At 58.0% G+C, this 22,656-nt stretch carries 24 protein-coding genes and 2 tRNA genes; 13 read left to right on the forward strand and 13 right to left on the reverse strand.

Annotation, left to right across the window (positions count from 1 at the left end; translation table 11 throughout):
- The first annotated feature begins 107 nt into the window (after window positions 1-107).
- A complete protein-coding gene (locus tag QM780_RS04360; RefSeq protein ID WP_415069263.1) occupies window positions 108-410 on the forward strand; it encodes a hypothetical protein in 303 nt (100 codons plus the stop codon).
- Between the two features lie 28 nt (window positions 411-438).
- On the opposite strand, the gene QM780_RS04365 is transcribed toward QM780_RS04360, so the two are convergent.
- Entirely contained in the window at window positions 439-603 is a 165-nt protein-coding gene (locus QM780_RS04365) for a hypothetical protein (RefSeq protein WP_415069264.1), read from the reverse strand.
- Window positions 604-1,021: 418 nt separating this feature from the next.
- Between QM780_RS04365 and QM780_RS04370 the strand changes: the two genes are divergently transcribed.
- From QM780_RS04370 to QM780_RS04400, 7 genes are all read left to right on the forward strand, one after another.
- Window positions 1,022-1,927: an MBL fold metallo-hydrolase gene (locus QM780_RS04370; protein ID WP_415069265.1), complete on the forward strand. Its 906-nt coding sequence runs from the start codon at window positions 1,022-1,024 to the stop codon at window positions 1,925-1,927.
- 321 nt (window positions 1,928-2,248) lie between these two features.
- A complete protein-coding gene (egtB, locus tag QM780_RS04375; protein ID WP_415069266.1) occupies window positions 2,249-3,550 on the forward strand; it encodes an ergothioneine biosynthesis protein EgtB in 1,302 nt (433 codons plus the stop codon).
- A complete protein-coding gene (gene egtD, locus QM780_RS04380) occupies window positions 3,550-4,515 on the forward strand; it encodes an L-histidine N(alpha)-methyltransferase (protein WP_415069267.1) in 966 nt (321 codons plus the stop codon). Before egtB ends, egtD begins: the two co-directional genes overlap by 1 nt.
- 102 nt (window positions 4,516-4,617) lie before the next feature.
- Window positions 4,618-5,289 (forward strand): hypothetical protein, encoded by a 672-nt coding sequence (locus QM780_RS04385; protein ID WP_415069268.1) that lies wholly within the window; start codon window positions 4,618-4,620, stop codon window positions 5,287-5,289.
- A gap of 109 nt (window positions 5,290-5,398) precedes the next feature.
- Window positions 5,399-5,758 (forward strand): hypothetical protein, encoded by a 360-nt coding sequence (locus QM780_RS04390; protein WP_415069269.1) that lies wholly within the window; start codon window positions 5,399-5,401, stop codon window positions 5,756-5,758.
- Between the two features lie 145 nt (window positions 5,759-5,903).
- Window positions 5,904-6,422, forward strand: a complete 519-nt coding sequence (locus tag QM780_RS04395) for a copper chaperone PCu(A)C (protein WP_415069270.1) — start codon at window positions 5,904-5,906, stop codon at window positions 6,420-6,422.
- Window positions 6,423-6,628: 206 nt separating this feature from the next.
- Complete coding sequence (locus QM780_RS04400) at window positions 6,629-7,369, forward strand: superoxide dismutase (protein ID WP_415069271.1); 741 nt, start codon at window positions 6,629-6,631, stop codon at window positions 7,367-7,369.
- A 33-nt stretch (window positions 7,370-7,402) separates the two neighbouring features.
- On the opposite strand, the gene QM780_RS04405 is transcribed toward QM780_RS04400, so the two are convergent.
- Window positions 7,403-7,477: transfer RNA gene (locus tag QM780_RS04405), tRNA-Thr, on the reverse strand.
- Between the two features lie 344 nt (window positions 7,478-7,821).
- Between QM780_RS04405 and QM780_RS04410 the strand changes: the two genes are divergently transcribed.
- Window positions 7,822-8,154, forward strand: coding sequence for a hypothetical protein (locus tag QM780_RS04410; RefSeq protein ID WP_415069272.1), 333 nt, complete (start codon window positions 7,822-7,824; stop codon window positions 8,152-8,154).
- 70 nt (window positions 8,155-8,224) lie between these two features.
- On the opposite strand, the gene rlmB is transcribed toward QM780_RS04410, so the two are convergent.
- The gene (rlmB, locus tag QM780_RS04415) at window positions 8,225-9,166 is read right to left on the reverse strand and encodes a 23S rRNA (guanosine(2251)-2'-O)-methyltransferase RlmB (protein ID WP_415069273.1); all 942 of its coding nucleotides are present in this window, start codon (window positions 9,164-9,166) and stop codon (window positions 8,225-8,227) included.
- A 109-nt stretch (window positions 9,167-9,275) separates the two neighbouring features.
- On the opposite strand from rlmB, the gene QM780_RS04420 reads away from it, so the two are divergent.
- Window positions 9,276-9,360 (forward strand) — tRNA-Tyr (locus QM780_RS04420).
- A 293-nt stretch (window positions 9,361-9,653) separates the two neighbouring features.
- On the opposite strand, the gene QM780_RS04425 is transcribed toward QM780_RS04420, so the two are convergent.
- The 10 genes from QM780_RS04425 to QM780_RS04470 all read right to left on the reverse strand — a co-directional run bounded on the left by QM780_RS04425 (window position 9,654) and on the right by QM780_RS04470 (window position 19,406).
- Window positions 9,654-10,385 carry a type 1 glutamine amidotransferase gene (locus QM780_RS04425; RefSeq protein WP_415069274.1) on the reverse strand — a complete coding sequence of 244 codons (732 nt, stop codon included), beginning with the start codon at window positions 10,383-10,385 and terminating at the stop codon, window positions 9,654-9,656.
- A 52-nt stretch (window positions 10,386-10,437) separates the two neighbouring features.
- Window positions 10,438-11,211, reverse strand: a complete 774-nt coding sequence (locus QM780_RS04430; RefSeq protein WP_415069275.1) for a FadR/GntR family transcriptional regulator — start codon at window positions 11,209-11,211, stop codon at window positions 10,438-10,440.
- Window positions 11,212-11,328: 117 nt separating this feature from the next.
- Complete coding sequence (locus QM780_RS04435; RefSeq protein WP_415069276.1) at window positions 11,329-12,273, reverse strand: alpha/beta hydrolase; 945 nt, start codon at window positions 12,271-12,273, stop codon at window positions 11,329-11,331.
- A gap of 36 nt (window positions 12,274-12,309) precedes the next feature.
- A complete protein-coding gene (locus QM780_RS04440) occupies window positions 12,310-13,671 on the reverse strand; it encodes a glutamine synthetase family protein (RefSeq protein WP_415069277.1) in 1,362 nt (453 codons plus the stop codon).
- Window positions 13,672-13,685: 14 nt separating this feature from the next.
- Window positions 13,686-14,777: a hypothetical protein gene (locus QM780_RS04445; RefSeq protein ID WP_415069278.1), complete on the reverse strand. Its 1,092-nt coding sequence runs from the start codon at window positions 14,775-14,777 to the stop codon at window positions 13,686-13,688.
- Entirely contained in the window at window positions 14,774-15,841 is a 1,068-nt protein-coding gene (locus QM780_RS04450) for a branched-chain amino acid ABC transporter permease (protein ID WP_415069279.1), read from the reverse strand. Before QM780_RS04450 ends, QM780_RS04445 begins: the two co-directional genes overlap by 4 nt.
- Window positions 15,838-16,737, reverse strand: coding sequence for a branched-chain amino acid ABC transporter permease (locus QM780_RS04455; RefSeq protein WP_415069280.1), 900 nt, complete (start codon window positions 16,735-16,737; stop codon window positions 15,838-15,840). The genes QM780_RS04450 and QM780_RS04455 overlap by 4 nt, the downstream gene beginning before the upstream one ends.
- Before the next feature lie 2 nt (window positions 16,738-16,739).
- A complete protein-coding gene (locus tag QM780_RS04460) occupies window positions 16,740-17,453 on the reverse strand; it encodes an ABC transporter ATP-binding protein (RefSeq protein ID WP_415069281.1) in 714 nt (237 codons plus the stop codon).
- Window positions 17,453-18,601: an ABC transporter substrate-binding protein gene (locus QM780_RS04465; protein WP_415069282.1), complete on the reverse strand. Its 1,149-nt coding sequence runs from the start codon at window positions 18,599-18,601 to the stop codon at window positions 17,453-17,455. Before QM780_RS04465 ends, QM780_RS04460 begins: the two co-directional genes overlap by 1 nt.
- A 10-nt stretch (window positions 18,602-18,611) precedes the next feature.
- Window positions 18,612-19,406 carry an ABC transporter ATP-binding protein gene (locus QM780_RS04470; protein ID WP_415069283.1) on the reverse strand — a complete coding sequence of 265 codons (795 nt, stop codon included), beginning with the start codon at window positions 19,404-19,406 and terminating at the stop codon, window positions 18,612-18,614.
- 177 nt (window positions 19,407-19,583) lie between these two features.
- Between QM780_RS04470 and QM780_RS04475 the strand changes: the two genes are divergently transcribed.
- The 3 genes from QM780_RS04475 to QM780_RS04485 all read left to right on the forward strand — a co-directional run bounded on the left by QM780_RS04475 (window position 19,584) and on the right by QM780_RS04485 (window position 22,632).
- Window positions 19,584-20,351, forward strand: a complete 768-nt coding sequence (locus QM780_RS04475) for an SDR family NAD(P)-dependent oxidoreductase (RefSeq protein ID WP_415069284.1) — start codon at window positions 19,584-19,586, stop codon at window positions 20,349-20,351.
- A gap of 66 nt (window positions 20,352-20,417) precedes the next feature.
- Window positions 20,418-21,203 (forward strand): SDR family NAD(P)-dependent oxidoreductase, encoded by a 786-nt coding sequence (locus QM780_RS04480; RefSeq protein ID WP_415069285.1) that lies wholly within the window; start codon window positions 20,418-20,420, stop codon window positions 21,201-21,203.
- A 52-nt stretch (window positions 21,204-21,255) separates the two neighbouring features.
- Complete coding sequence (locus tag QM780_RS04485; RefSeq protein ID WP_415069286.1) at window positions 21,256-22,632, forward strand: glutamine synthetase family protein; 1,377 nt, start codon at window positions 21,256-21,258, stop codon at window positions 22,630-22,632.
- Window positions 22,633-22,656: the final 24 nt, after the last annotated feature.

Here is a 22,656-nt window from a genome sequence, read left to right on the forward strand (position 1 = left end):
CGTTGGAATTATAGGCCTTCTGTCACGGTCAGACGCCGAATGAGTGGCTTTCACGATCACGAAACTCAGCGTAAAAGGGGCGTGGGGTACGGAGTTCAGAGGGTATTATGGCCAAGTGGCGTCGTCGTAGCCAACCGAGTGATACTGCCGAACAGCGTCCGGCGAACTTCGATCTCCCGCGGTTTCTCAAGCTTTGCGCCATGCTGGCTTCGCCAAGCGAAGGCGAACGCGCGTCGGCTGCTGTGAAGGCATCCGAGATGCTGAAGGCTGCCAATCTGTCGTGGCAGGACGTGGTGAAGGATTCCAAGACCCTCAATGAGCACATCGCGCTCGGGAATGCCCGGGAAGAGGAAGTGCGCGCGCATCGCTTTTGGAAGACGAGCGGTTCGTCTGAGAGGGCAAGGGCGTAAGCGAGCCGGTGGCGGCGCCGGAGCGCGATTATCTTTCGACTTCGAAGCCTTTGATCGCCCAGGCCGCCGCATGCCCGAACAGCCAAAGGGCGATGGGGGGCGCAAAAAGCAAGATTGGCACTTCGACGAAATCTCCACGCGTGGTCAGGTTGCCTTGGGCGCCTTCGAGGAGAAGGTAGATCGTCCAGCCCATGATCCAACCGGCGGAGGCGAGGATCCAGACCCGAAACAGGCCGCGTCTCCAATTCAGCGGGGAGGGCGACGAGTTCCGCTCTCAAGTCGTTTGCCGCAGCCCGGCGCGGAATTCCGAAATTCGGCATTTCATCCTCCAATTGCGGATGTCGAGCCCGACGGTTGACCGTGGACCTCGCTCCGCCCCGTTCCTTGGGCGGCGTTCTGCCAGCGGCCCCTGGTTTCGGACTGCGATGGTAGCACGCCCACTTCCTTCGTTGCACGCCTCAACGCCGCGGCTTCGGCGGCAAGCATGGCCAGGGTGATTATGTCGCCGCAATGGCAACGGTCCACCGGGGGTGCGGGTGCTACACTTTTCTATTGAGAACGTTTGGCGAAAGGCGAGGGTGCCTCTCGACCGTTTAACATGAGCTGCAATTATGGGGCAGGAGACGACGCTTTCGGTCTTGGACCTCGGCAGGCATTTGCTGGGCTTTTACGACGGCCGGATTCCTGGCGTCAGATGCTATTCCAACGAGCCGAACTGGCTCGATGACGGAGGCTTTGCACTTGGTATCTGCAGTTACGCGGTGATCGATGGTGTTTCGGCCATCGTCTACGACACACACCTTTCGAGTGCGCATGCGCGTGACATTCGACGTGAGCTGGAAGCGCGGGGAATCCGCGATATCCGCGTCGTGCTCAGCCATTGGCATCTCGACCACGTCGCCGGAAATTCGGTCTTCGCCGATTGTGAGATCATAGCGTGTGCGGAAACGGCGCGGCTCCTTTCGGAGAATAAGTCTGCGATCGAGTCCGGCACGTGCGACGGGCCTCCAACGATCTCGCCGCTGGTGATGCCGACCACGACTTTCGAAGGCGAGCATGAGCTCATTTGCGGAAATGTCGCGATCGAACTCAAGCCGCTCGACATCCATAGTCGCGACGGTGTCGCGATGTATCTTCCGATCGATGGGACGCTGCTCGCGGGAGACACGCTGGAAGATACCGTCACTTATGTCGTCGAGCCGGAAAGGCTAGAGCTTCATCTTCGCGATCTCGCACGCATGCGGGAATGGACGTTCTCGCGTATTCTTCCCAATCACGGATCAAAGGAACGGATCAGCGGGCGCGGCTACGACCGCGGACTGATCGAAGCGACGCAGAATTATGTCGAGCGCCTTTTGCGCATGCGCGAGAACGAAGAATTGGCATCGCTTTCGCTTTCCGAGTTTATTTCCGCCGCTCTTGAAGACGGTTCCGCGACGATGTTTTCGCCCTACGAGGATGTGCATCGGGGCAATGTCGCAAAGGTTCTAGCCGTCCGGCGGGCTGCGACCGTGTAGGCGGCTGCGGTACGGGCTTTCGAGCTGTTCGACGATTGGCGGCTCGTAAACCAACATCAAGGCCATTCGCAATAAGCGCTGTAACGTCAAGCGCTGTAACGTCGGCCGCCCCGCTTTCGTAAACGCAGAAGGTTAGGTTGCGACCCATTGCTCGGCAATCGAACGGGATGATGGTCTCGATTTAATCGCCAGCGAATATGGAACCAAACAGGACCTGACTGCGTTCTTAACGGCTAATGTCCGGCGGTCCTTGGTGCTTCGACGGGAGATGAGATGCCGCAAACGTTGGATCAGTCGTCCCCCGCGCACTCCGGGGCCGAGATGGCCGTAAGCTCACCGGAGCGAAATCGCGAAATTCCCGAAGGTTCGGATTTAACAACGCTGGCCGTGCGGCTGTTCTCGACGCGGGCGCATTCGCTGAGGCTCGCGGAACCGCTTTCGGCGGAAGATATGGTCGTCCAAGCTTCCGATGAAGCCAGCCCGACGAAATGGCATCTGGCGCATGTCACCTGGTTTTTTGAGAACTTCGTTCTCGCGCCTCATCTTCGGGGCTATCGCATCTTCGATGACGATTTCAATTACTGCTTCAACTCCTATTATGAAGCGCTGGGTCCGCGTCATCCGCGTGGACGGCGCGGGCTTCTGACTCGGCCATCAATCGAGCGCGTTTTCGATTATCGGGAGCATGTGGACGAGGCGCTTCAACGTCTGTTCGAACAGGACCGGGCGACCGAAAAGATCGCAAGGCTTATCGAGATCGGCATCAATCACGAGCAGCAGCACCAGGAACTTCTTCTGACCGATATTCTTGCGCTGTTTGCCGCCAATCCATTGCGGCCGGCATATCAGGCCGCTCGGTCTCGCCGTCGAGGGGAAGAAAATATTGCTCCGCTCGGCTGGATCGAATTTGACGGCGGCATCGTCAGCGCCGGCCATTCCGACAACGGCTTTTGCTGGGACAATGAGCTGCCGGCGCATCATGCGCTCGTGCATCCGTTCAAGATTGCGGACCGGCTCGTGACCAACGGCGAATGGCTGGAGTTCATGGAAGACGGTGGCTATGCGACGGCTGCGTTGTGGCTCTCGGATGGTTGGACAAACGTCAACCGAGAAGGCTGGAACAGTCCCCTCTACTGGGAGAAAACCGGCGACGGCTGGGCGCAAATGTCGTTGCAAGGTTTGCAGCCGGTCAATCGCTCGGAGCCCGTCGCGCATGTCTCATACTATGAGGCCGATGCATTTGCCCGTTGGGCCGGAAAGCGTTTGCCGACAGAGTTCGAATGGGAGGCCGTCGCGCGCGCCAATCCAACGCCATCGCCATGCGAGCGAGAAGTGTTCCGTCCACATGCAGCGGAAAGTGATAATCCCGGCCAAGCGCCGAAGCAGCTTTTCGGCGACGTCTGGCAATGGACGGCGAGCGCGTATCTTGCTTATCCGGGTTATCGCGCGCCGGCCGGCGCGATCGGCGAGTACAACGGCAAGTTCATGGTAGGCCAGCACGTGCTTCGCGGATCCTCCTGCGCCACGCCACCGGGACATTCGAGGCTCAGCTATCGAAACTTTTTCTATCCTCACCAGCGTTGGCAGTTCCTTGGCCTTCGCCTAGCAGCGGAGGCAAACTGATGGATTTCGCTGCGACGCTCGAGGGTTTCAAAAACAATACCGCGGAAGTCGACGACCGCTTTTGCCGCGACGTCGTCAAAGGATTGTCGCGCACGCAGAAGGAGCTGCCGTGCCGGTATTTCTATGATGCGCGCGGAAGTGCGCTATTCGAAGCCATAACGCGGCTTCCGGAATATTACCCGACGCGCACGGAAACCGAGATTTTGAGGTCGTGCGCGGAGGATCTTGTCGCCGACATTGCCGACGGCGATCTTTTCGTCGAATTCGGCTCCGGTTCGAGTTTGAAGACCGAGCTGCTGTTGGATCGCGTTTGCGGACGGGTCGTGTACGTCCCTATCGATGTTTCAGAGGCTGCTTTGGCGGACGCAATCGTGCGGCTTGCCGTGCGATATCCGGAACTCGAGATCAGGCCTCTGGTCGCTGATTTTTCGGATTTGGCCGCGTTGCCGGGTGATCTTGCAGGTCAGCGTGCCGTCGGATTTTTTCCGGGTTCTACGATCGGCAATCTAGCGCCCGAGGATGCCGGTCGACTGCTTTCGCGATTTAAGCGCGTGTTGGGGAAAGAAGGCCAGCTGATCATCGGCGTCGACCTCAAGAAAAGCCCGGTGACGCTCGTCCGCGCATACGATGACGCCGCCGGCGTGACCGCCGCATTCAACCTCAACTTGCTGACGCGTATCAATCGGGAGCTTGGCGGTACGTTCGATCTCGCGTCGTTCCAACACGAGGCCATCTATAATTCGGAGGCCGGCCGCATCGAAATGCATCTGGTGAGCCGGCGTGCGCAGGACGTGAAGGTTTGCGGACGGCCGTTTCACTTCCGTGAGGGCGAGACAATCCACACGGAAAATTCGTATAAGTATGCGGCTGCTGAATTCCGCGCGCTCGCGGCGAAGGCGGGTTGGACGGTCAAACGTGTCTGGACCGACGACAACGATCTTTTTGGCGTTTTTGCTCTTGGCTGATCGTCGAGCATGCATTGGTATCAATGCGCTGAACCCCTTGCGTTGATTTTTCGTTCTGTGCGTGCTCTGTGGCTCATCGTCGGATGAATTAGGGAGCCGTTCGTGGGGTGGGTGATCTGTTGGCTGGGCAGTGCTCGCCTATGCGTCAGGGCTGCGGTCGCTCAAGGCTTTTCAATCATTTTCTTATTTTTCGGCATCGCAATTGCGTCGGCGCCGTCGGCCGAGGCGCATCATCAGCGCAAGAGCGGCGAGCAGAAATCCGGTGTTGCAATCGGCAATCTATCGCACGGGCAACTGCGCATCATGGCCCGGTACAAGTCCGCCATACTGGATCTCGCCAATCGGCAAATTCAATTGGGTCGCGACGCGCGGACGCTGCTGAATTTTGTCAATCTGCAATCGACGTACTGCTTATGGGGTGCGGTGCCGGGAAGCCTGTCGGATGAGGATAATCCGTTCAACGAATGCACTCATGCTTATCTTGCCGCCAGCAAGGCTCTGCTCGATCAATTGAGGTGGATGAAGGACGCGGCAGACGACGCCGAGGCATTGGCCAATCGGATCGATACCGAAATGATTGCAGAGGGCGCGGCGCTCGACATCTGCCGCAATAGTCTTGAACCCTTCAATACCGCGCAAATCGTAATGCCGGCGTGGGGAGAGGTTTCGTTTAATCCTCTTGGCTGGCTGTTGGGCGGCTTTATTCTTATGGCGTCGGCCGCGGGGCTCATCGGCGCTCGAAGCAACCGGCGGACGGTGCAAATCGGTTCCTGATTGCGCCGGGATTGATGGGGCTTTTTGATACGATTGGCCATTGATTAATCCGCGCGCAAGTGCTGCAAGTAGCGCCATGCGAACCCTAAGATCGCCGCGTCGGAGAGCAGTGATCGGTGCCCTTGCGATTTTGGGCGCCATCCTCAACGCGTGGGTCTTTTCAGTCCATGTCGCATCGACGGCATTGACGTCGCTGGGCGCGGATCACGGGTTTGTCGTCGTCTGCGGTCAGGGCGGCACGGTCACGCTGGCCGATCTTGGGATCGCCGGGGAAAAGCCCCTTTCAAAGAAGCATTGCCCGATCTGTTCCGGCCTTGCGTCACTGCATGTCGGCATTCTGAGCGAGCCAGGATTTGAAATTGCGCGCTTCCTTGCGCCAGCTCTGATCCGCTCGGATGCGATCGTCATGCGCGTCATCGATCGCCGTCCGCGCGAGCTTTTCAATCGCGGGCCGCCGGACCGGGCATAATCCGTAGATTTTTTTGACGGAGGGGCATCGCCGAATTGCGTTTCGGTGTCGCCTTTGCGTTTGAGAACGAGCCTTCCAGCTTCGCGTGGACTTGGCTCATCCGGTCCACCTGCATTCCATGAAGAACAACCGAGGAAATTTCCCGATGAAACGTTTGCTCATAGCCTTGGCGTTCGCCGCGGCCTTCGCCGCGCCGAGCTTCGCGCATAAATTTGAAAAGAACGGCATTACGGTACACCATCCGTGGACGCGGATAACGGCTGAAGGTGCGGCGGTCGGTGTCGGCTATCTTTCGATTACCAATAACAGCAAGGACTCCGACAAGCTGATAGGCGGCACATTCGAGGGTGCAGATCACGTCGAAATCCATGAAATGAAAATGGACGGCGACAAGATGATCATGCGTCAGCTCAAGGATGGGCTTGAGATCAAGCCGGGCGAAACGGTGAAGTTCGCGCCTGGATCCAATCACCTCATGTTCGTTGGCCTTAAGGCACCGATCGTCAAAGGGCCCAACGTCAAGGGATCGCTATCATTTGAAAAGGCCGGCACAATCGATGTCTCGTTCAAGGTCGAATCCATCGGCGCGACGAGCAGCTCGGACGGCGATCATGGCTCGATGCCAATGAACGGTGACGAGATGAAGCACGATCACGCGCAATAAATCGTATCCGAGATTTTCGGTCCGGTTCGATCGTTAGCGGTCGAGCATAAATGGTGGCGGTCGTCGCAATGACGATCGCCATTTTTTTCATCACCGGCGGAGCGAGAATGGATTGAACGCTATTCTATCAGGCATTCCCTGGAGATTTTCAGTTTCATTTCTACATTGTGTGGAGATGCCGGCCGCGAGAATAAAGGAGTTTTCCCATGATGGACCTTGACCGACGATCGTTCCTCAAGGCGGCACAGGCCGTGTCGCTGACTGCGGCGGTGACGTCCGTAGGTTCGGCGCGCGTCTTGGCGGATGCTGCTGCCGAGGGACCGTTCAAATTGCCGCCGCTTCCGTACGCGTTTGGCGCGTTGGAGCCTGACATCGACGCGCGAACGATGGAGCTGCATCACGACAAACACCACGCAGCCTACGTCAAGAACCTCAACACCGCTCTGAAAGATCATTCGAAGCTTTCGGATCTGCCGCTCGAAGAGTTGCTCGCGAAGCTCGACGAAGTGCCGGACGATATCCGCACGACGGTTCGCAACAACGGAGGCGGGCACGCTAATCACAGCATGTTCTGGCAGATCATGGGAGCACCGGGTGGCGCCGGGCCGGATGGCGACCTCAAGGCGGCGATCGATCGCGATTTCGGAAGTCTCGAACAATTGCAGACGAAGTTCAATGCCGCCGGAGGAAAGGTCTTCGGCTCAGGCTGGGTGTTCGTGACCGTCGACAAGGATGGCAAGCTCGCCCTTGTTTCGAAGCCTAATCAAGACACGCCGCTGATGGAGGGCGGTCGCGTGCTGATTGGCAACGACGTCTGGGAACATGCGTATTATCTGAAGTACCAGAACAAGCGGGCGGATTATCTCAAGGCGTGGTGGAACGTCGTGAATTGGAAAGCGGTCGGCGATCGCTATGCGGCGGCCAAGGCCGGGAAGCTTGCGATTTAGAACTTGCCGATACCGATGCCGGGTCTGGGAAGTTGGTGCCGGCTGTAGGATTTGAACCTACGACCCCCTGATTACAAATCAGGTGCACTACCACTGTGCTAAGCCGGCAATTCTTTATAAATCAATGTGTTACGTCTGCGCGGATGGTCGGTTATGCCGGCCAGACCGCGTCGGCGCGAACCCTCGGGCCGCCGCGAAGCCGCTTGATACAGGACGCCGGCGCTCAAGCCAAGAACCACAGGGTCGCCCTTCCCAGCTTTATGCGTGACGTCTCTCGGCGGGTGCATGGCACGCGGGCGTCGGCAGAGAAGTAACGGCCGGAAAGAATTTGGCAAACGTCGGGATATCGCGAGATGCCCTTCAAGCGATCTTAAGATACTCTCGGGCATCGATTCTTGAGCTGTCGAGGGCTTGATCACGCCCTATCGGGACATTTCGCAGGAGTTCAGCCGATGCGCTTCAGATCTTTGTTGGCGCTTGCCGCCCTGGCAGGGGCCGTCGTGTCGGGCGGACATTCCGCGTCTGCGTTCGATCTGCGCAGTCCGGATCTGCGCTATCACGAATATGAGCGCAACGATGCGCTCGAGCAGTACTATTCCTATTATTATTCGCCGCGGGGCTATTATCCCTACTACAACTCAGGTGAGTGGGGTGGTCCGATCATCCGGCGATCCAGAGTGCAGTTGCCGCCCTATTACGGGGCATGGGGCGCGCCGAACCGCCGCTACTATCACGTCGAATGGCACCGTCGCCATTACGGCGGGCATCGTCGCGGCGATTGGTAAGTTCGCGATGCGGGCGACCAAGAGACTGATAGCGCCCTGACGCAAGCCGTCGGGGCGCTTTTCGTTTCAGTTAGCTCTGAGACCGCTTCCGCGCCAGCAGCGCCGAGTGGAGGGCGACCGCGGCCGCGTTTGAGACGTTGAGGCTGGCGAGCGTGTCATCGGTTGTGATACGGGCGAGAAAATCGCAAGTCTTGCGGGTCAGGTCGCGCAATCCCTTGCCTTCCGATCCCATCACCAGCGCCGTGGGCCGCGACCAATCGAGATCTTCGATTGCCTGCTCGCCCTCACCGTCGAGTCCGATAATCGTGAAGCCTGCGGCTTTGAGTTCATCGAGTGCGCGCGCGAGGTTGGCGACCAGAGCGACGGGGATCAGTTCAAGAGCGCCGGATGCCGATTTGGCGAGAACGCCGTTGAGGGGTGGACTATGGCGGCGGGTCATCACCAACCCGCTGGCGCCAAACACGACTGAGGACCTCAGGATCGCTCCGACGTTGTGAGGGTCGGTCACCTGGTCCAAAACGATCAGCGGGCGCCCGCCTGCGGAAGCGGCGAGATCGCGCCAGTCGGGTTCGGGCAGGGGCTCCGTTTCAAGCGCCGCACCTTGATGAACAGCATCGGCGCCCAGCAGGCGATCGAGGTCGCGCGGGGACACTGTCTCGATCGGCGGCTCGATGGTGCCAAGGGACTCGCGCAGCCGTCGCTCGGCATTTTCAGTCAGGAGGAGGCGGTGTATCAGACGTGCGGGGTTCCGCAGTGCGGCTTCTACCGGGTGGAGACCGTAAAGCCGGAGCGGCCCATTTTCGCCGTCATGACCTGTTTCGCTCCGTTCGTGAGGGGCTGATGCGCGGTGGCCCACATTTCCCGGGCTCGAGGAAGAGCTGCCGGGGCGCTTCCTGTCGCGCCACGACTTGTTGAAACGTGGTTTCTGTGAAGGCGGCTTCAACGGCGTATGCTTCCCGAAATTTGGAAATCCGGTGTTTGCCCGGTCCCTGCCGGGGGCGCAAGGGCGCATCGGCGCTTTTCCGATTGACAGGGCAGGGTTCGGTGAAGATAACCCGTCCGAAGGCCCTGCCCCGTCGGCAGGGCGCTTTCATTTCTGGGCCGCCCCGTGCGCGGCCTTTGGAGAGGTGCCCGAGTGGCTAAAGGGGACGGACTGTAAATCCGTTGGCTTCGCCTACGCTGGTTCGAATCCAGCCCTCTCCACCAATGACCTGTCCGTTGCCCCGCCGTTTGTGTTTCAAATTCCTTAAAGATCGACGCGTATTTGAGTTTTTACTTAAAGGTTAAAACGCCCTCTCCCGGCAGCACGTTGTTACGGCTGGTTTCAGTACTGGAGAGCGAGGGCAAAAAACATAGGCGGAAAAAACGCTCGTAATGGATTGTGAAAATCCGGCTTAGATTTTCGCATGTGTTGCGCGCGCCACGTCTTGTTAGCGGCGATCGCTGCTTGCCGTTCGGAGGCGGGAGGTCTTCTCGTCTAAAGCCGACAACTGGTCGATCTAAAATAAATCCATCCAGCGATTCATGACTTGGACGCCAAACGACTTCTGCGGCTCGGCAAATTTTTGAAACTGAGAATCCAGTTCTGCCATTTGCTTTCTAATGGCAAGCGCGCCGACAGGATCGGCTATGTCCATCCGCTGCTTCCAAGTCTGCACGATTTCAGGTGTTGCTTCGAAATGGCACTGGAAGCCGTAAGTCTTGCGTCCGATTCGAAAGGTCTGATTGACGACCTTCTCGCCGGTCATCAAACGCTCAGCGCCGTCAGGTAAAGTGAACGTGTCGTAGTGCATCTCGAAAAGCGAAATGGTCTGAGGCGCGTCGGTGAGTAGTTGGTCAGCTTGGGCCGCTCTCTCCTTGTGCAGATCGACGAATCCGAATTCGATAAATCCCTGAGGCTTTGCTTCGCCGCCGAACGCGCTCGCGATGCACTGAGCGCCGAGACATGAACCAAAGATTGGTTTTTGCTCGTCATGAAAGGACCGTATCAATCGATAGAGATCGTTGAAGTATGAAGCGAACTGAGGGTTATGCGCGCCGATCTCGCCACCAAAAACGATCAATCCGTCGAAGGAAGCTGACGCTTGCGGGAGCGGCTGCTCCCGGACGCGAAACACCCATTCGAGATTGCCACCACGCTGGGTTACGACTTCGCCGATAACTCCCGTCTCTTCGATGCCGCGCATGAAGCCCGGCATGACGGCTAAAATATTTCGGCTAACGGCATTCACACTTAGACTTCCGATTGACTACAGCCGAGCGTGCGCACTCGCAGGGAAAGCTTTATTTCTTTGACCTAATCGTCTTTGGCATCAGGTCATAAAGGCTCGCGCGCGTTGCTTCTATGTGCATTTTCATCCTTTGAGCGGCGAGATCGGGGTTCTGTTGCTCGATTGCCTGATAGATGCCTTGGTGATGATCGTTGGCGCGGTCTTCGAGCCGGTTAAACACCTTGCCAACGGGCAAGAACATGCCGGCCCGTGATTGCTCCACCGCATTCAATAGAAAATGATTGTTTGCGGCTTCCGCAATGACGACGTGGAATTCGGAGTCGCAGCTGAAGAAGCGCGCTATGTTGGCCGTGTTGGCCCGGCTCTCGCGGTTTGCGCATAGAGCGTCCATTTCGGTGAGCGCCTTGCGGAGACGCACAAGATGCTTCTTTTCACGGCGCTTGGCGGCGAGAGCGGTCGCGGCACATTCGTTGGCTAACCGATATTCGAAGAGGGTGTCGAGGAGTTCCTTTTGCGTTTCCATATAGGCTTCGATTTGGGACGGGCTTAGGCGGTCCTGTTGCAGGACCACGAGCCCTCCGGCGGCGCCTCGCTTGACGGCGACGAGACCTTCGCCTTCCAGAACCCGAATTGCTTCTCTGATGGTGGTGCGCGAAACCAGCATCTGCTTTGTCAGATCGCGCTCGGGCGGAAGTTTGTCCCCCGGCATGAAGCGGCCGAGAAAAATAGCTTTGCGAAGTTGCTCCACGACGAGTTCGTAGGTTGCGGTAGCCCTGATCGAACCAATCGCCGACTCGGTTTGAGGTTCAGATGATATTTGTTTCACTTTGGTGGTTCTCATCGTCATGCACTTTAAATGTGCGCTTGCACAACGCTATAGCACCAAAAGGATCAATGGTCTAATAAATGATGGTTTCGCTGAGTCCGATGTATCCTCCGCACGCTAGGACGTCGGTGACAGTTCTGCGGCGACCGTCCGTGCCGCGTCACGAAGGGCGAGATCGGCTTCGGGCAGCAGACCTCGAAGCGAGATGAAACCATGGATCATGTCGGGATAGTGGGCACGCTGAACGTTTACGCCCGCATCGGTTAGTCGTTGTGCGAACGCCTGGCCTTCATCACGGAGCGGATCAAAACCTGCAGTGATGACTATGGCAGGGGGGATGTTCGACAGGTCGTCCGCGAGCAGGGGGGACGCCAAAGGATTGGTTCCATCTCCGTTGGAGCCGAGATAGCTCGAGATATAGAATGGCATGCTGTTCAACAGATAGCCCTTTGAATAGAGCCTCTTGGATTCGTTGGCGCTGGTCAGGTCCGTCACCGGATAGATAAGGAGCTGGTAGCGCGCTTTAGGGCCGCCCTTGTCGCGGGCGATGAGGCAGGCCGCGATCGCGACATTCCCACCTGCGCTGTCCCCGGCGACCGCAATACGCTGTGGATCAATCGCGAGATCATTTGTCCCGCTACCGAGGAACTGGAGCGCGGCGTAAGCATCCTCCGCTCCGGCGGGAAATGGATGTTCGGGCGCAAGCCGATACGCGATCGAAACAACGAGGCATTTCGATTCATCCGCCAAGACCCGGCAAACGGAATCGTGGGTGTCGATATCGCCGCGGATGAAGCCGCCGCCGTGATAGTAAATGATCAGCGGGCGATTGTTTGGGGGCAAGCCGTGAGGAAAATAGGCGCGGGCGGCGAGTGGGCCGGCAGCCGAGGGAATTGAGAAGTCTAGAATGCCGCTCATCTCGGGGGCCGGTGCATCGACCGCGGCCATGTCGGCCTTCCACTCGCGCCGCGCCTCATCCGGATCTTGAATTTCAACCGGAGTAGCGTTCGGGTTTTCGGGCTGGGCGAGAATGTCCTTCAGGACTGGATGTAGTTCGCTCACGATGGGCTCCACCAGGATCACACAGTTTTTTGGTTTTCAGACGGTCCGAAAATAGCGCTTCAATTCGAATGAGGAGACTTGCGCATTCTGCCATGCGGTCCAATGCTCCCATTCGATATCGCGCGAGGCGGCGTAGTGCTCGACGAACGCAGCGCCGAAATAATCTTTGGCGATTTCAGAATTGCGAAAGCGAGCGGTGGCATCGGGCAGCGTAGCCGGCAAGCGCTCCCAGGCCGGATCCATTGCGGCGTTGCCCGTTGCGCTTCCAGGTGTCGTGAGACCATTGACGAGCCCGTAGTGTCCACCTGCCAACATTGCTGCCAGCGTCAGATACATGTTGCTGTCAGCTCCCGGGACGCGATGCTCGTAGCGAAACGCCTTGGAACTGGGCTGGCGAATTGCGCGCAAGGCGGCGCTGCGGTTGTCGTATCCCCACGACGCATTTTCCGGTGACCACGAACGGTGATCGAAGCGCCGGTACGAGTTGACATTTGGGCGGAAGATAACCGCGAAATCGGGCATGGTTTTAATGAGCCCGACGCCATACTGGAGCGCGACGTCAGAAAGGCAATTGCCGGTAGGTTCGAAGAATGCGTTCTCGCCGTTCTTCCAGATGCTCTGATGGACATGGCCGCCGGAGCCCGATTCTCCGACCTTCCATTTGGCCATGAAAGTAGCGACGAGGCCGCGTTCGGCGCAAAGCTGCCGGAAGTAGGTTTTGGCGCGGGCGGCGTTATCGGCGGCCGCGACGGGGCCGGCAGGAGCGAGAGCGAACTCGATGGCGCCAAAGCCAAGCTCGGTGTGAAACGCTTCGACGTCGACACCGATGCCATGCATTCGCTTCATGAATTCCGCGCCAAGCTCGCGGGCGTCGGCGGCATCGTTGAGACGATAGGCGTTGTGCATTCCTGCCAGCGGTTTCATCTCATGATGTCGGCCCTGCGCCATCAGCTCTTCGTCGGCGTGCATGACGAAAGTCTCGAACTCGATGCCGAATTTCGGCTCAAAACCTGTCTCGGCGAAGCGCTTGGCGATGGTCTTGAGGATCGATCGCGGAGCGAGGTGGTGCAGCGAGCCATCGAGATCATACATATCGTAAATGACTGAAGCGGTGCCTTCGCGCCAGTTCCAGCGCACGACCGTCTCGGGGTCGGGACGCGAAATCAGATCCGGGAAACCATTGTCGAAGGAGCTGTGCTGCGACACCCAGACATCGTCCACCGGCGTCAGCTGAAATACGATGGTGCAAAAGGCGCCCTGAGAGTCCGGCTTGACTTTGCCGACAGGCAAAAATTTTCCGCGAAGCGCGCCGTCGAGATCGACGATCTCCATCTGCACGAGATCGATACCAAACTCGGACAAAGACTCTAGTTTGAGGACGTCTGGGGAGGTGGTCATCGATGCACGTGCCCTTAGCGCTCTGATTGTTTCTTTGTTTGCGCGGAACTTCCGATCGCCTTCGGCTTGGTCATGCCGACGCGCGTATAGATTTCCTCCGGAACGAGTTGGGGGTCCTTATAGACATACCAGGTGCACTTGCCGCCTTCGCGAGCAGCGGGCCAGGTCGGCGGCTCGACGACGCGTGTGGGGTATCCGAACCGCCGCATGGGCATGCGCTCGTTCAGTGCGCAGCAGTGTACACAGTAATGGCAGATGCCTTTTTTGTTCCAAGCCCAATCGTATTCTTTGGTCGTTACTCCGAACTCGAAGGGTTTTTCCATGCGCGGAGGCAGGCCCGTGTCCGGGTCGTCACGATATGTGCGCCCTCCCGAACCGCAGGGATCGAAGCGCATTCCCCATCGGTCGCTTTCCTCGAATACCTCGATGGTGCCTAACCGTCCGGGGCCGCTGAGATGTCCGCGAAGCCCCTCGAGCGCGTAGTGCATCAGAAGATCGAACGACCTTGGCCAGGGATTGTTGTCGACGTCATAACGTACGTAGTAGGCGTACATCGGAGCCATCAGGACATCCCATAGCTCGCCGATGCAACCTTCGCCAAGTCGCCTCGCAACGATATCTATGAGGCCGTAAACCCAATCGCATTTGCGATCATGCGTGTCGCGCCAGATTTGGCGCGCTCTCTCGAGGAACAGGAGCGCATCGGTTTTTCGACCGGCGTCGCAAGCGCTGGCGAAGGCTTCGATGGCGGCATTGTAGCTCTTCCATCCGGCTTCCGGATCGAAATCGATATCGGCATCGAGTTTGATGAGGTCACGGATACGTTTTTCGTCTGCGTCTATGGTTTTACGATCGACGCCGCGCTGATCGAGAAATGCGCGGATTTCAATGATCCAATCGCGATAGAGTTCGTGCGCTTCGACAGCTTCTCGAACCGTATATCTTCCGAGTTCGGCCGCGTCGTGAAACCGGCCGTCACGAACGGCATTCTCCGCCAGAGTGTAGGTCGATGCGGAGTGATCGAGATAGCTTCCGCGCCTGATCTGGTAGCCGATCGCCTCATGATAAACGAGAGGCGAGTCGGAATCGTCGTCGTTCACGCTCATGCCGGCGAGCCCTTGTTCGCGTTGCCATCACTCGCTTGAGCAAGGTCTTTATGCCGTCGCGCCAGAATTTCATCGAGTTCGTCGTCGCCGACCAGGCCGTGCGGTCTCAGTATCATGCAAAGCACGATCGTTATGCCGAGGAAGACGCCAGTCAGCCCGAACATGACAGGCAATTTAAGCCCTATTATCGTCGGGCCGTTTTCGAGATAGCGGGTGATTTCAAATCCGAACGTCACGACGATTGCGCCAATCACAGCGCCGCTGACACTGTAGACACCGCCCAACACCAGCATTGCCAGAGTTAGAAATGTGAGGTCGAAATAGAAGCTGTTGGGACTGATCGTACCCACAAAGAGCGCGAAGAGAACGCCGGCCATTCCGAGTATGGCTGCGCTAATGACCCAGGCCAGGAGTCTCAGCCGCTTGATCGGCACGCCCATGGCGCCCGCGGCGGCAATATTCTCGCTGGCCGCGCGGAGCTGCAGGCCCCATTTCGAATCGCGGAATACGCGTGCGATCACGATCGCGAGCACGGCGCAGGCTGCGGCCCAGCCGAGTGTCGCTCGGATCGGGATGCCGTAGATGGCTCTTGGCCCGCGGGTGAGATCCACCCAATTCATTATTACGACGTGAATAATGACGAGGAGAGCCAGCGTCGCGATCGATGCTGGTGTTCCGCTTTGGCGAACCAGCATCGTCCCGACAATAAACGCGATAGCGACTGTGAGAACCAGCGCGACGAGAATGCTCGGCACGATGCCCAACTGTATTTGAGCCAACCCGAACGGTGCCGAAGCCAGAGCCGTTTTCTTGATTGCAACAGGCGTCGCCAGGATTGCGATGGCGTAGGCGGCAATGCCCATGAAGCCGATATGGCCGTAGTTGGTGACGTCGGCATTGCCCATAAAGACCTGCAGTCCGACCACGGCGATCAAGTTCACCAGGAAGATGAACACGATACGCTGATAGAACGGTTCAGCGAACAGTATTGCGATCACGGCGATGGCGACGACGCCGACGCCGAGCAAAAGCGCGCCCTTGACCGATTGCATGACGTTGCTCAAGACTTTTCTCCGAAGTCCGGGCGCTCGCCGAGGATACCCTGAGGCCGGAAGACCAGAACAAGACCGATCAAGAGGAAGACGAAGGCGTCCCGAAAGCCGGCGACGTCCTGCGGAAGCAAGATCTGCAGCGCGACTTCGGCAATCCCGAGCGCGAAGCCGCCGATAACGGCACCCGGCAAGCTTCCAAATCCGCCAAGCACAGCTGCGATGAAGGCTTTCAGAACCGGCGCAAAACCCATGAAGGGATCGACGGCGCCGCGGCGCGCCAGGATGAAAATGCCGGCAAGGCCCGCAAGAAATCCGGAGATGGCAAAAGCTACGAGAATGACTCTGTCGGCCTTGATGCCCATCAGCCTCACGATCGGTACGTCTTTCGCGGCCGCGCGCATCGCGAGACCTACGGTTGTGTATCGCAGCAGCGCAACAAGCCCGATAATTGCGATGAGTGTGACGATGGTCTCGAGCACTTGGATGACCGGGATTTGAACGCCCTGAAAATGCAGCGTCGACGTCATCCAATCAGCGGTCGGCACAGCCTTTGGGCGGCTGCCACCAAAGATAAGCGCAATGTTTTGGATGAGAATGCTTACACCGAATGCAGTCAGCATACCCGTCGTCGGCGAGGCGTTGCGTACCGGTTTGAAGGCGATGCGCTCCATGAGGATTGCCGTCACGACCGTGGTCAGTACGCCGATCGGCAGCACGATGAGCGGATCAGAGATGTTGAAGAGCGCGAGCAGGAACATGGCGTATCCGCCAACGGTGATCATGTCGCCATGGGCGAAGTTCACCAGGTGCATCACGCTGAAGACGATCGCGAGGCCGAGAGCGAGCAGAGCATACTCTCCGCCGACGCTCAGAGCATTGAACGTCTGTTGAAGAATGTAGGTGGACATGGTCAGCCGCCCTCCAGGCCGAGATACATTTCCATAACATCTCCGGACGATTTCAACTCTGCCGCCGTTCCGTTGAAAACAAGCGAGCCGCTGGCAAGCACGCATGCCTTATCGGCAAGCCCCAATGCTTCGTTGGCGTTCTGCTCGACCAGAAGCATTGTGAGGCCCTGAGATCGAAGACTTGCCAGCAATTCGAAAATGCGATCGACGATGCGCGGCGCGAGCCCAAGCGAGGGCTCATCCAGCATGAGCAATTTCGGCCGGGCCATCAGAGATCTCGCGATGGCAAGCATTTGCTGCTCGCCTCCCGATAGCATCCGCGCACGAGACGCATAGCGGGTTCTGAGAATTGGAAAGAGGTCGAGATACTTTTCAATGTCTTCCTTGACGCCGGCGGCATCGCGTCGGCTCGCCGCTCCGAGCCGAAGATTCTCGCCGACGGTCAGATCCGCAAAAACGCGCCTTCCTTCGGGCGTAAGCGTGATGCCGCGCGAGACAATGCGCTCCGTCTGCTCGCTCGAAATGACGGAACCATCGAAACTGACCTTGCCGGACGTGCGCGGCGCAAGGCCCACGATCGAGGAGATCAAGCTTGTCTTGCCGGCTCCGTTTGGACCGAGGAGGGCGAGGATCTCGCCCTCCCGGACTTCGAGCGATACGCCACGAACCGCCTTGATTGGTCCGTAGCTGACGTGAACATTGTCAATGCGTAGCATCAGGGGCTCGGAACCCACTTCGGGATGATCTTCTGGACGGGCGTGACCTTGCCATCCTTCACTTGCATAACGGTGAGTTCCTTGAGCGGAACGCCGCCGCGATCCTTGTAGGTGATCGATCCCGTGGTGATGCCTTTGAGGTCCTTGATTTCCTTGATGGCGGAATTGATGGCCGGTGGGTCGAACGATTTGGCGCTCTCGACCGCAGCCTTGACGACTTCCACTGCTTCACCACCGAGGCCGAAGAAGATATTCGCCGGCTTGTGTCCGCGTTTGGTGCAATCGTCATAGTATGCTTTGAGGGCCGAGCCATCGCTGGGATATCCGTGCGTGACGAATGTCGCCAGGCTTGCGCCGGGACCTGCAACGGAAACGAACGACGGATCATCGAATCCATCGGTACCGTAGACAGGAATATTCGCCCCTGTGGTCTTGATGGTGCGGACAAGCACACCGGCGTCGGGAACAAGGATCGCCGCAAAAATCATGTCCGGCTTTTCCGGGTTAGCCGTGATCTCGGCGACCTGAGCGTTGTAGTCAGCCAGACCGTGGTGGTAGTTGACCCGCCCGACGATCTTGCCGCCGAGGCGTTCGAATGCCTTGCCGAAATATTCCGGAGTGACCGAGGAATAGGCGCCGACGTCGTTGGCGATCATCAATACGACCTTGCGATGTCCGGCGGCATAGGCCACTTCGGCGGCGGACGCGGCCGATGCATTGTCGCCAAAAGGAACAAGATAGCCGTTTTCAGGAGAGGCGACAGGAAAGGCCGGCTGGGTCGCTCCGACGGAAAGCACCGGAATGCCCTTCGGCAAAGCGAGCTGCGCGATCGGAATGAGACCGTCGTCCGTCGGCGGTCCGAGAATGACGTTGGCGCCCGCGTCTATAAGTTCTTGCCCGACGTTGCTCGCTGTGACCGCATCGCTCTTGGTATCTCGAATAATGAGCTTCACGGGCTTGCCGAGAATACCGCCTTGCTCGTTGATCTGTTCGACACGGCAGGTGACGCCATCGGGACTATCGTAGGGAGCCAAGGCTCCGGTCACCGCCGCGGCATAGCCGATCACCAGTTGATCTTCCGCATTGGCGGGACCACACCACATGGCCGCCATCGAAAGGGCGGCAAAGACGATATTTCTCTGTCTCATAACAAGCTCCTTAGACGCCAGAATGGTCCTTTGATCTCTGCTGCCCGATGTAGACCTCGATCACTCGGGGATTTTGTCGAATTTCCTCGGGGTTTCCGCAGGCGACGATTTCGCCGGCGTCAAGCACGAAGATCCGGTGGCAGAGAGTCATGATGAAGCGCAGGTCATGATCGATCACGATCACGCCGCAACCAAAGCGATCGCGAATTCCTTGAACCGCAGAGATGAGGTCAGTGGTTTCGGCGGCATTCATGCCGGCCGCGGGTTCATCGAGAAGTAGGATTGCGGGACCGAGCGCGATGGCGCGCGCAATCTCAAGCCGACGCTGATTTCCATAGGACAGCGCCGATGCCTTCCAATGCGCGATGCGATCGAGGCCGAACCATTTCAGGAGCTCATCGACGTCGATAGATTTGGTTGCTTGCGGGCGCTCGCGTTGTCCGCTGGTAAAAGCAACTTCCACATTTTGACGAACGGTGAGGCGAGAGAAAAGCTTTATGTTTTGGAAGGTTCGCGCCAGCCCAACAGCCATGCAGAACTGAGGCGTTGTGTTGCTCACGCGTTGCGAATTGATGGAAACCTCGCCTGCATCAATCGCCATGAGCGAGGTAATGGCGTTGATGAGCGTCGATTTTCCGGCACCATTCGGTCCGATCAAGCCGACGATTTCGCCCGGGGCACAGTCGAGAGTTACATTTCGCAGAACTTTGAGGCCACCGAAACTCTTGCTGACGCCTTTGACGACGAGCCCATTTGATGACGCGTCTTGGGCCAGACTATCACTGCTCCCCAGCACCTGCTGCATCAAACCGTCCCGCAATCGACCTGCCCCGAAATGGCATGACTTGCCTTTGGTCTACATTTCAGTCCATAGTTTGATCCAAGTCAATAACAAATCGCGATCTTGCGCGGTCGCTGCTCGATGCGATCCTGAGTTCGAGCTTGCGATTTCAACACATCTGCTGAACCACAGAGCCATGAGATGAGCGGGACATTCGAGGACAAGATTGCAGTTGTGACGGGCGCCGGGGGCGGCATCGGACTCGCTATCGCAAGCGATTTATTGAACGAAGGCGCGTTCGTTTTCGGATTCGATATCAAGCCTCGTCCCGTCGAGCTTGCCGATTCTTCGCGTCTAACTTTTGTGCAAGGTGACTTGCGAGATGCTTCACAAGTGAAAAGCCTGCTCGGAAAAGTTGAGGCGGTGCACGGCAAGCTCGACTACATCGTGAATGCGGCGGGGCTTTGCTTTTTCGATCGTGATGGCTCAGTCGAGAAGGCCGATGATGCGGTGTTTACAGCAACGATGGATGTCAATCTCAATGGCGCGATCCGTATCGTACGGGAAGGCCTGCCTCTGCTGCGTAAGGCGGGCGGCGGCGCGATGGTTCATATCGCAAGCGTTGTCGGTCTGAGAAATATGGAGAACATCATCGACGGTGGCCCCGCAGATGCTTATCAAATCTCCAAAGCCGGGCTCGTGTCGTTTTCACGCTCGCTGGCGATGCAATATGCGCGCGAAAAGATCAGGTCCAATACCGTTTGTCCTGGGTCGATCGCCACGCCGATGACCGCAGACATCTACGCCAGCACCAGTCGGATTGCCGCAATGGAAGCGCGAACGCCGCTCGGGGCGATTGGGGAGCCTCGTGATGTGTCCGCAGCGGCGCTGTTTCTGCTTTCCGACGACGCCAAGTTCATCACCGGCATCGATCTGCCAGTCGATGGCGGCCTTCTTGCCAAGCTCTAATCCGTCGCGAAAGGCATATGAGCGCGGAACGTCGAACTTAGTCTTCATAACAGCAAAGCTCTGCTCATGATACTCAAAGGCAAATGCGCGATCGTAACAGGAGCGGCAAGCGGCATCGGCGCTGCGATCGCCGATCGACTGGCGATGGATGGCGCCATGGTCGTCGTCGCCGATAAGAATCACACTGGAGCGTCGGAGTTCGCAGCATCGCTTATTGCACGTGGCTGTGTGGCGATGCCTTGTGAGGTGGACGTGGCATCGGCTGCATCGGTGAAATCGATGATTGAGCGCGCCGAGCATGAGTTCGGTGGTCTTGATGTTCTCATCAACAACGCCGGCATCGTGCATCGCGAGGACGCCGATGTCGAGGAGACGACTGAGGAAGCGTGGGACGTGACGCTCGACGTCAATCTCAAAAGCGTTTTTCTCTGTTCGAAATTTGCGGTGCCGGCGCTCGAACGAAGGGGAGGAGGCTCCATCGTCAATATCGCCTCGATCGTTGCGCTTATGGGATCATACCCGGCTCAGATAGCTTACACCGCAAGCAAGGGCGGGATCGTTGCCATGAGCAGAGAGCTTGCGGTGACGCTTGCGAGACGCAACATCAGAGTCAATGCGATTTGCCCCGGTTTGACGGCGACGCCGATGGCGTCCCAACTCGTCGCGGATGACGAGGCTTATCAGCTCCGCCGGCTTCACATCCCTATGGGCAGAATGGCGCGGCCGGACGAAGTCGCGGCGGCGGTGTCGTTTCTAGCGTCCGACGCATCCTCTTATATCACCGGTCAAACGCTGTCTGTCGATGGCGGGATGACCGGTGCCTATCTCACACCGCCGGATCCAGAAAAATAAGCTGCAGACACATTGATCGAACATCCTCGAGCCAAGAAACAGGGAAACGCGAATGGGCACAATGTCGCTCGATGAGCTTAAGAAAAAAATCGACGATGGATCGATCAAAACCGTCATATGCGGGCTCGCCGATATCTGGGGGCGACTTGTCGGCAAGCGGATGACGGCCAAGAACTTTCTGAGATGCGCTTCAGGCATCGAGGCGATCCACGCGTCGGTCTATTTGTTCTGCACCGACATGGATATGGATCCACGACCGGGTTACGCCATCACCGGCTGGGACAAGGGGTTCCAGGACTTCGTGATGCAGCCTGATCCATCGACAATTCGCATCCTTCCCTGGGTGCCGCATACCGCTTTTGTTTTGTGTGATGCGATCGATGAGGCGACGGGGCGGCTGTTGCCGATCGCGCCGCGCGCAATTTTGAAGCGGCAGATCGAGCGCGCCGAGCGCGATTGGGGACTGTCGTTTAAATGCGCTACGGAACTAGAGTTTTTTACATTCCGCGATACCTATGACGACGCTTGGCAAAAGCGATACCGGGGCCTCAATCCGACATCGCGCTACCGCGCGGACTACCACATTCTGCAGTCGACGCGGGACGAGGAGATGGTCGGCGAGATTCGCGATGCTATGGAGGCGGCGGCGATCGAAATCGAAAACGCCAAGACCGAGTGGGGACTTGGGCAGCAAGAAATCGCGCTGCGATACACCGATGCGCTCGAGATGGCGGATCGGCACATTCTCTACAAATGCTGGGTGAAAGAGCTGCTCAGTTTGCGCGGGATGTCTGCGACCTTCATGGCGAAGCCATTTATCGATGAGATAGGTTCGTCGTGTCACATCCATGTCAGTCTGTGGGACAAGAGCACGGGAAGCCCTGTGAGCTATGACGCGGCCACGCCGAGCCATATGTCGGCGCGGTTCGGTTCATTTGTTGCGGGTCTCATCGATCACGGCCGCGACTTCGCGTATCTCTCGGCTCCGACGATCAACTCCTACAAACGCTTCCGCAAGACGTCCTTCGCGCCGGTTCAGCTTGTCGTTGGGGACGACAACCGAACCTGCGGATTCCGCCTGGTCGGTCATGGCAAGAGTTTTCGGGTGGAGTCGCGCATTCCGGGTGCCGACGCCAATCCATACCTCGCCTTGGCGGGCCTGATAGCGGCAGGTATCAAGGGGCTCGAGAGTTCGAGCCCCACGCCTGCACTTTACATGGATAACGCTTACGAAAACCCGACGCTGCCGCGCGTTCCGGCGACGATGAGGGAAGCGGTCACTCTGTTTTCAAGCAGCGCCGCGGTCCGTGAGGCGCTCGGCGATGAAGTGCGCGATCATCTCAAAAATTTCGCCGAAAACGAGCTCGATGCCTTCGAGCAGGAAACAGTCACGGACTGGGAATTGATGCGGTACTTCGAGCGGATCTGAAACGTCACGACAACATTACTGTTT

The organism is Hyphomicrobium sp. (assembly GCF_047600905.1).
GTDB lineage: Bacteria > Pseudomonadota > Alphaproteobacteria > Rhizobiales > Hyphomicrobiaceae > Hyphomicrobium_B.

Excerpts from the sequence above, each read along its gene's own strand:
- QM780_RS04370 (WP_415069265.1), top strand. The coding sequence starts at position 1,022 with ATGGGGCAGGAGACGACGCTTTCGGTCTTGGACCTCGGCAGGCATTTG.
- egtB (WP_415069266.1), top strand. The coding sequence starts at position 2,249 with ATGGCCGTAAGCTCACCGGAGCGAAATCGCGAAATTCCCGAAGGTTCG.
- QM780_RS04440 (WP_415069277.1), bottom strand. The coding sequence starts at position 13,671 with ATGACCACCTCCCCAGACGTCCTCAAACTAGAGTCTTTGTCCGAGTTT.
- QM780_RS04485 (WP_415069286.1), top strand. The coding sequence starts at position 21,256 with ATGGGCACAATGTCGCTCGATGAGCTTAAGAAAAAAATCGACGATGGA.
- QM780_RS04395 (WP_415069270.1), top strand. The coding sequence starts at position 5,904 with ATGAAACGTTTGCTCATAGCCTTGGCGTTCGCCGCGGCCTTCGCCGCG.
- QM780_RS04460 (WP_415069281.1), bottom strand. The coding sequence starts at position 17,453 with ATGCTACGCATTGACAATGTTCACGTCAGCTACGGACCAATCAAGGCG.
- QM780_RS04410 (WP_415069272.1), top strand. The coding sequence starts at position 7,822 with ATGCGCTTCAGATCTTTGTTGGCGCTTGCCGCCCTGGCAGGGGCCGTC.
- QM780_RS04475 (WP_415069284.1), top strand. The coding sequence starts at position 19,584 with ATGAGCGGGACATTCGAGGACAAGATTGCAGTTGTGACGGGCGCCGGG.
- egtD (WP_415069267.1), top strand. The coding sequence starts at position 3,550 with ATGGATTTCGCTGCGACGCTCGAGGGTTTCAAAAACAATACCGCGGAA.
- QM780_RS04470 (WP_415069283.1), bottom strand. The coding sequence starts at position 19,406 with ATGCAGCAGGTGCTGGGGAGCAGTGATAGTCTGGCCCAAGACGCGTCA.
- rlmB (WP_415069273.1), bottom strand. The coding sequence starts at position 9,166 with ATGCGCCCTTGCGCCCCCGGCAGGGACCGGGCAAACACCGGATTTCCA.
- QM780_RS04365 (WP_415069264.1), bottom strand. The coding sequence starts at position 603 with ATGGGCTGGACGATCTACCTTCTCCTCGAAGGCGCCCAAGGCAACCTG.
- QM780_RS04400 (WP_415069271.1), top strand. The coding sequence starts at position 6,629 with ATGATGGACCTTGACCGACGATCGTTCCTCAAGGCGGCACAGGCCGTG.
- QM780_RS04360 (WP_415069263.1), top strand. The coding sequence starts at position 108 with ATGGCCAAGTGGCGTCGTCGTAGCCAACCGAGTGATACTGCCGAACAG.
- QM780_RS04465 (WP_415069282.1), bottom strand. The coding sequence starts at position 18,601 with ATGAGACAGAGAAATATCGTCTTTGCCGCCCTTTCGATGGCGGCCATG.
- QM780_RS04480 (WP_415069285.1), top strand. The coding sequence starts at position 20,418 with ATGATACTCAAAGGCAAATGCGCGATCGTAACAGGAGCGGCAAGCGGC.
- QM780_RS04455 (WP_415069280.1), bottom strand. The coding sequence starts at position 16,737 with ATGTCCACCTACATTCTTCAACAGACGTTCAATGCTCTGAGCGTCGGC.
- QM780_RS04445 (WP_415069278.1), bottom strand. The coding sequence starts at position 14,777 with ATGAGCGTGAACGACGACGATTCCGACTCGCCTCTCGTTTATCATGAG.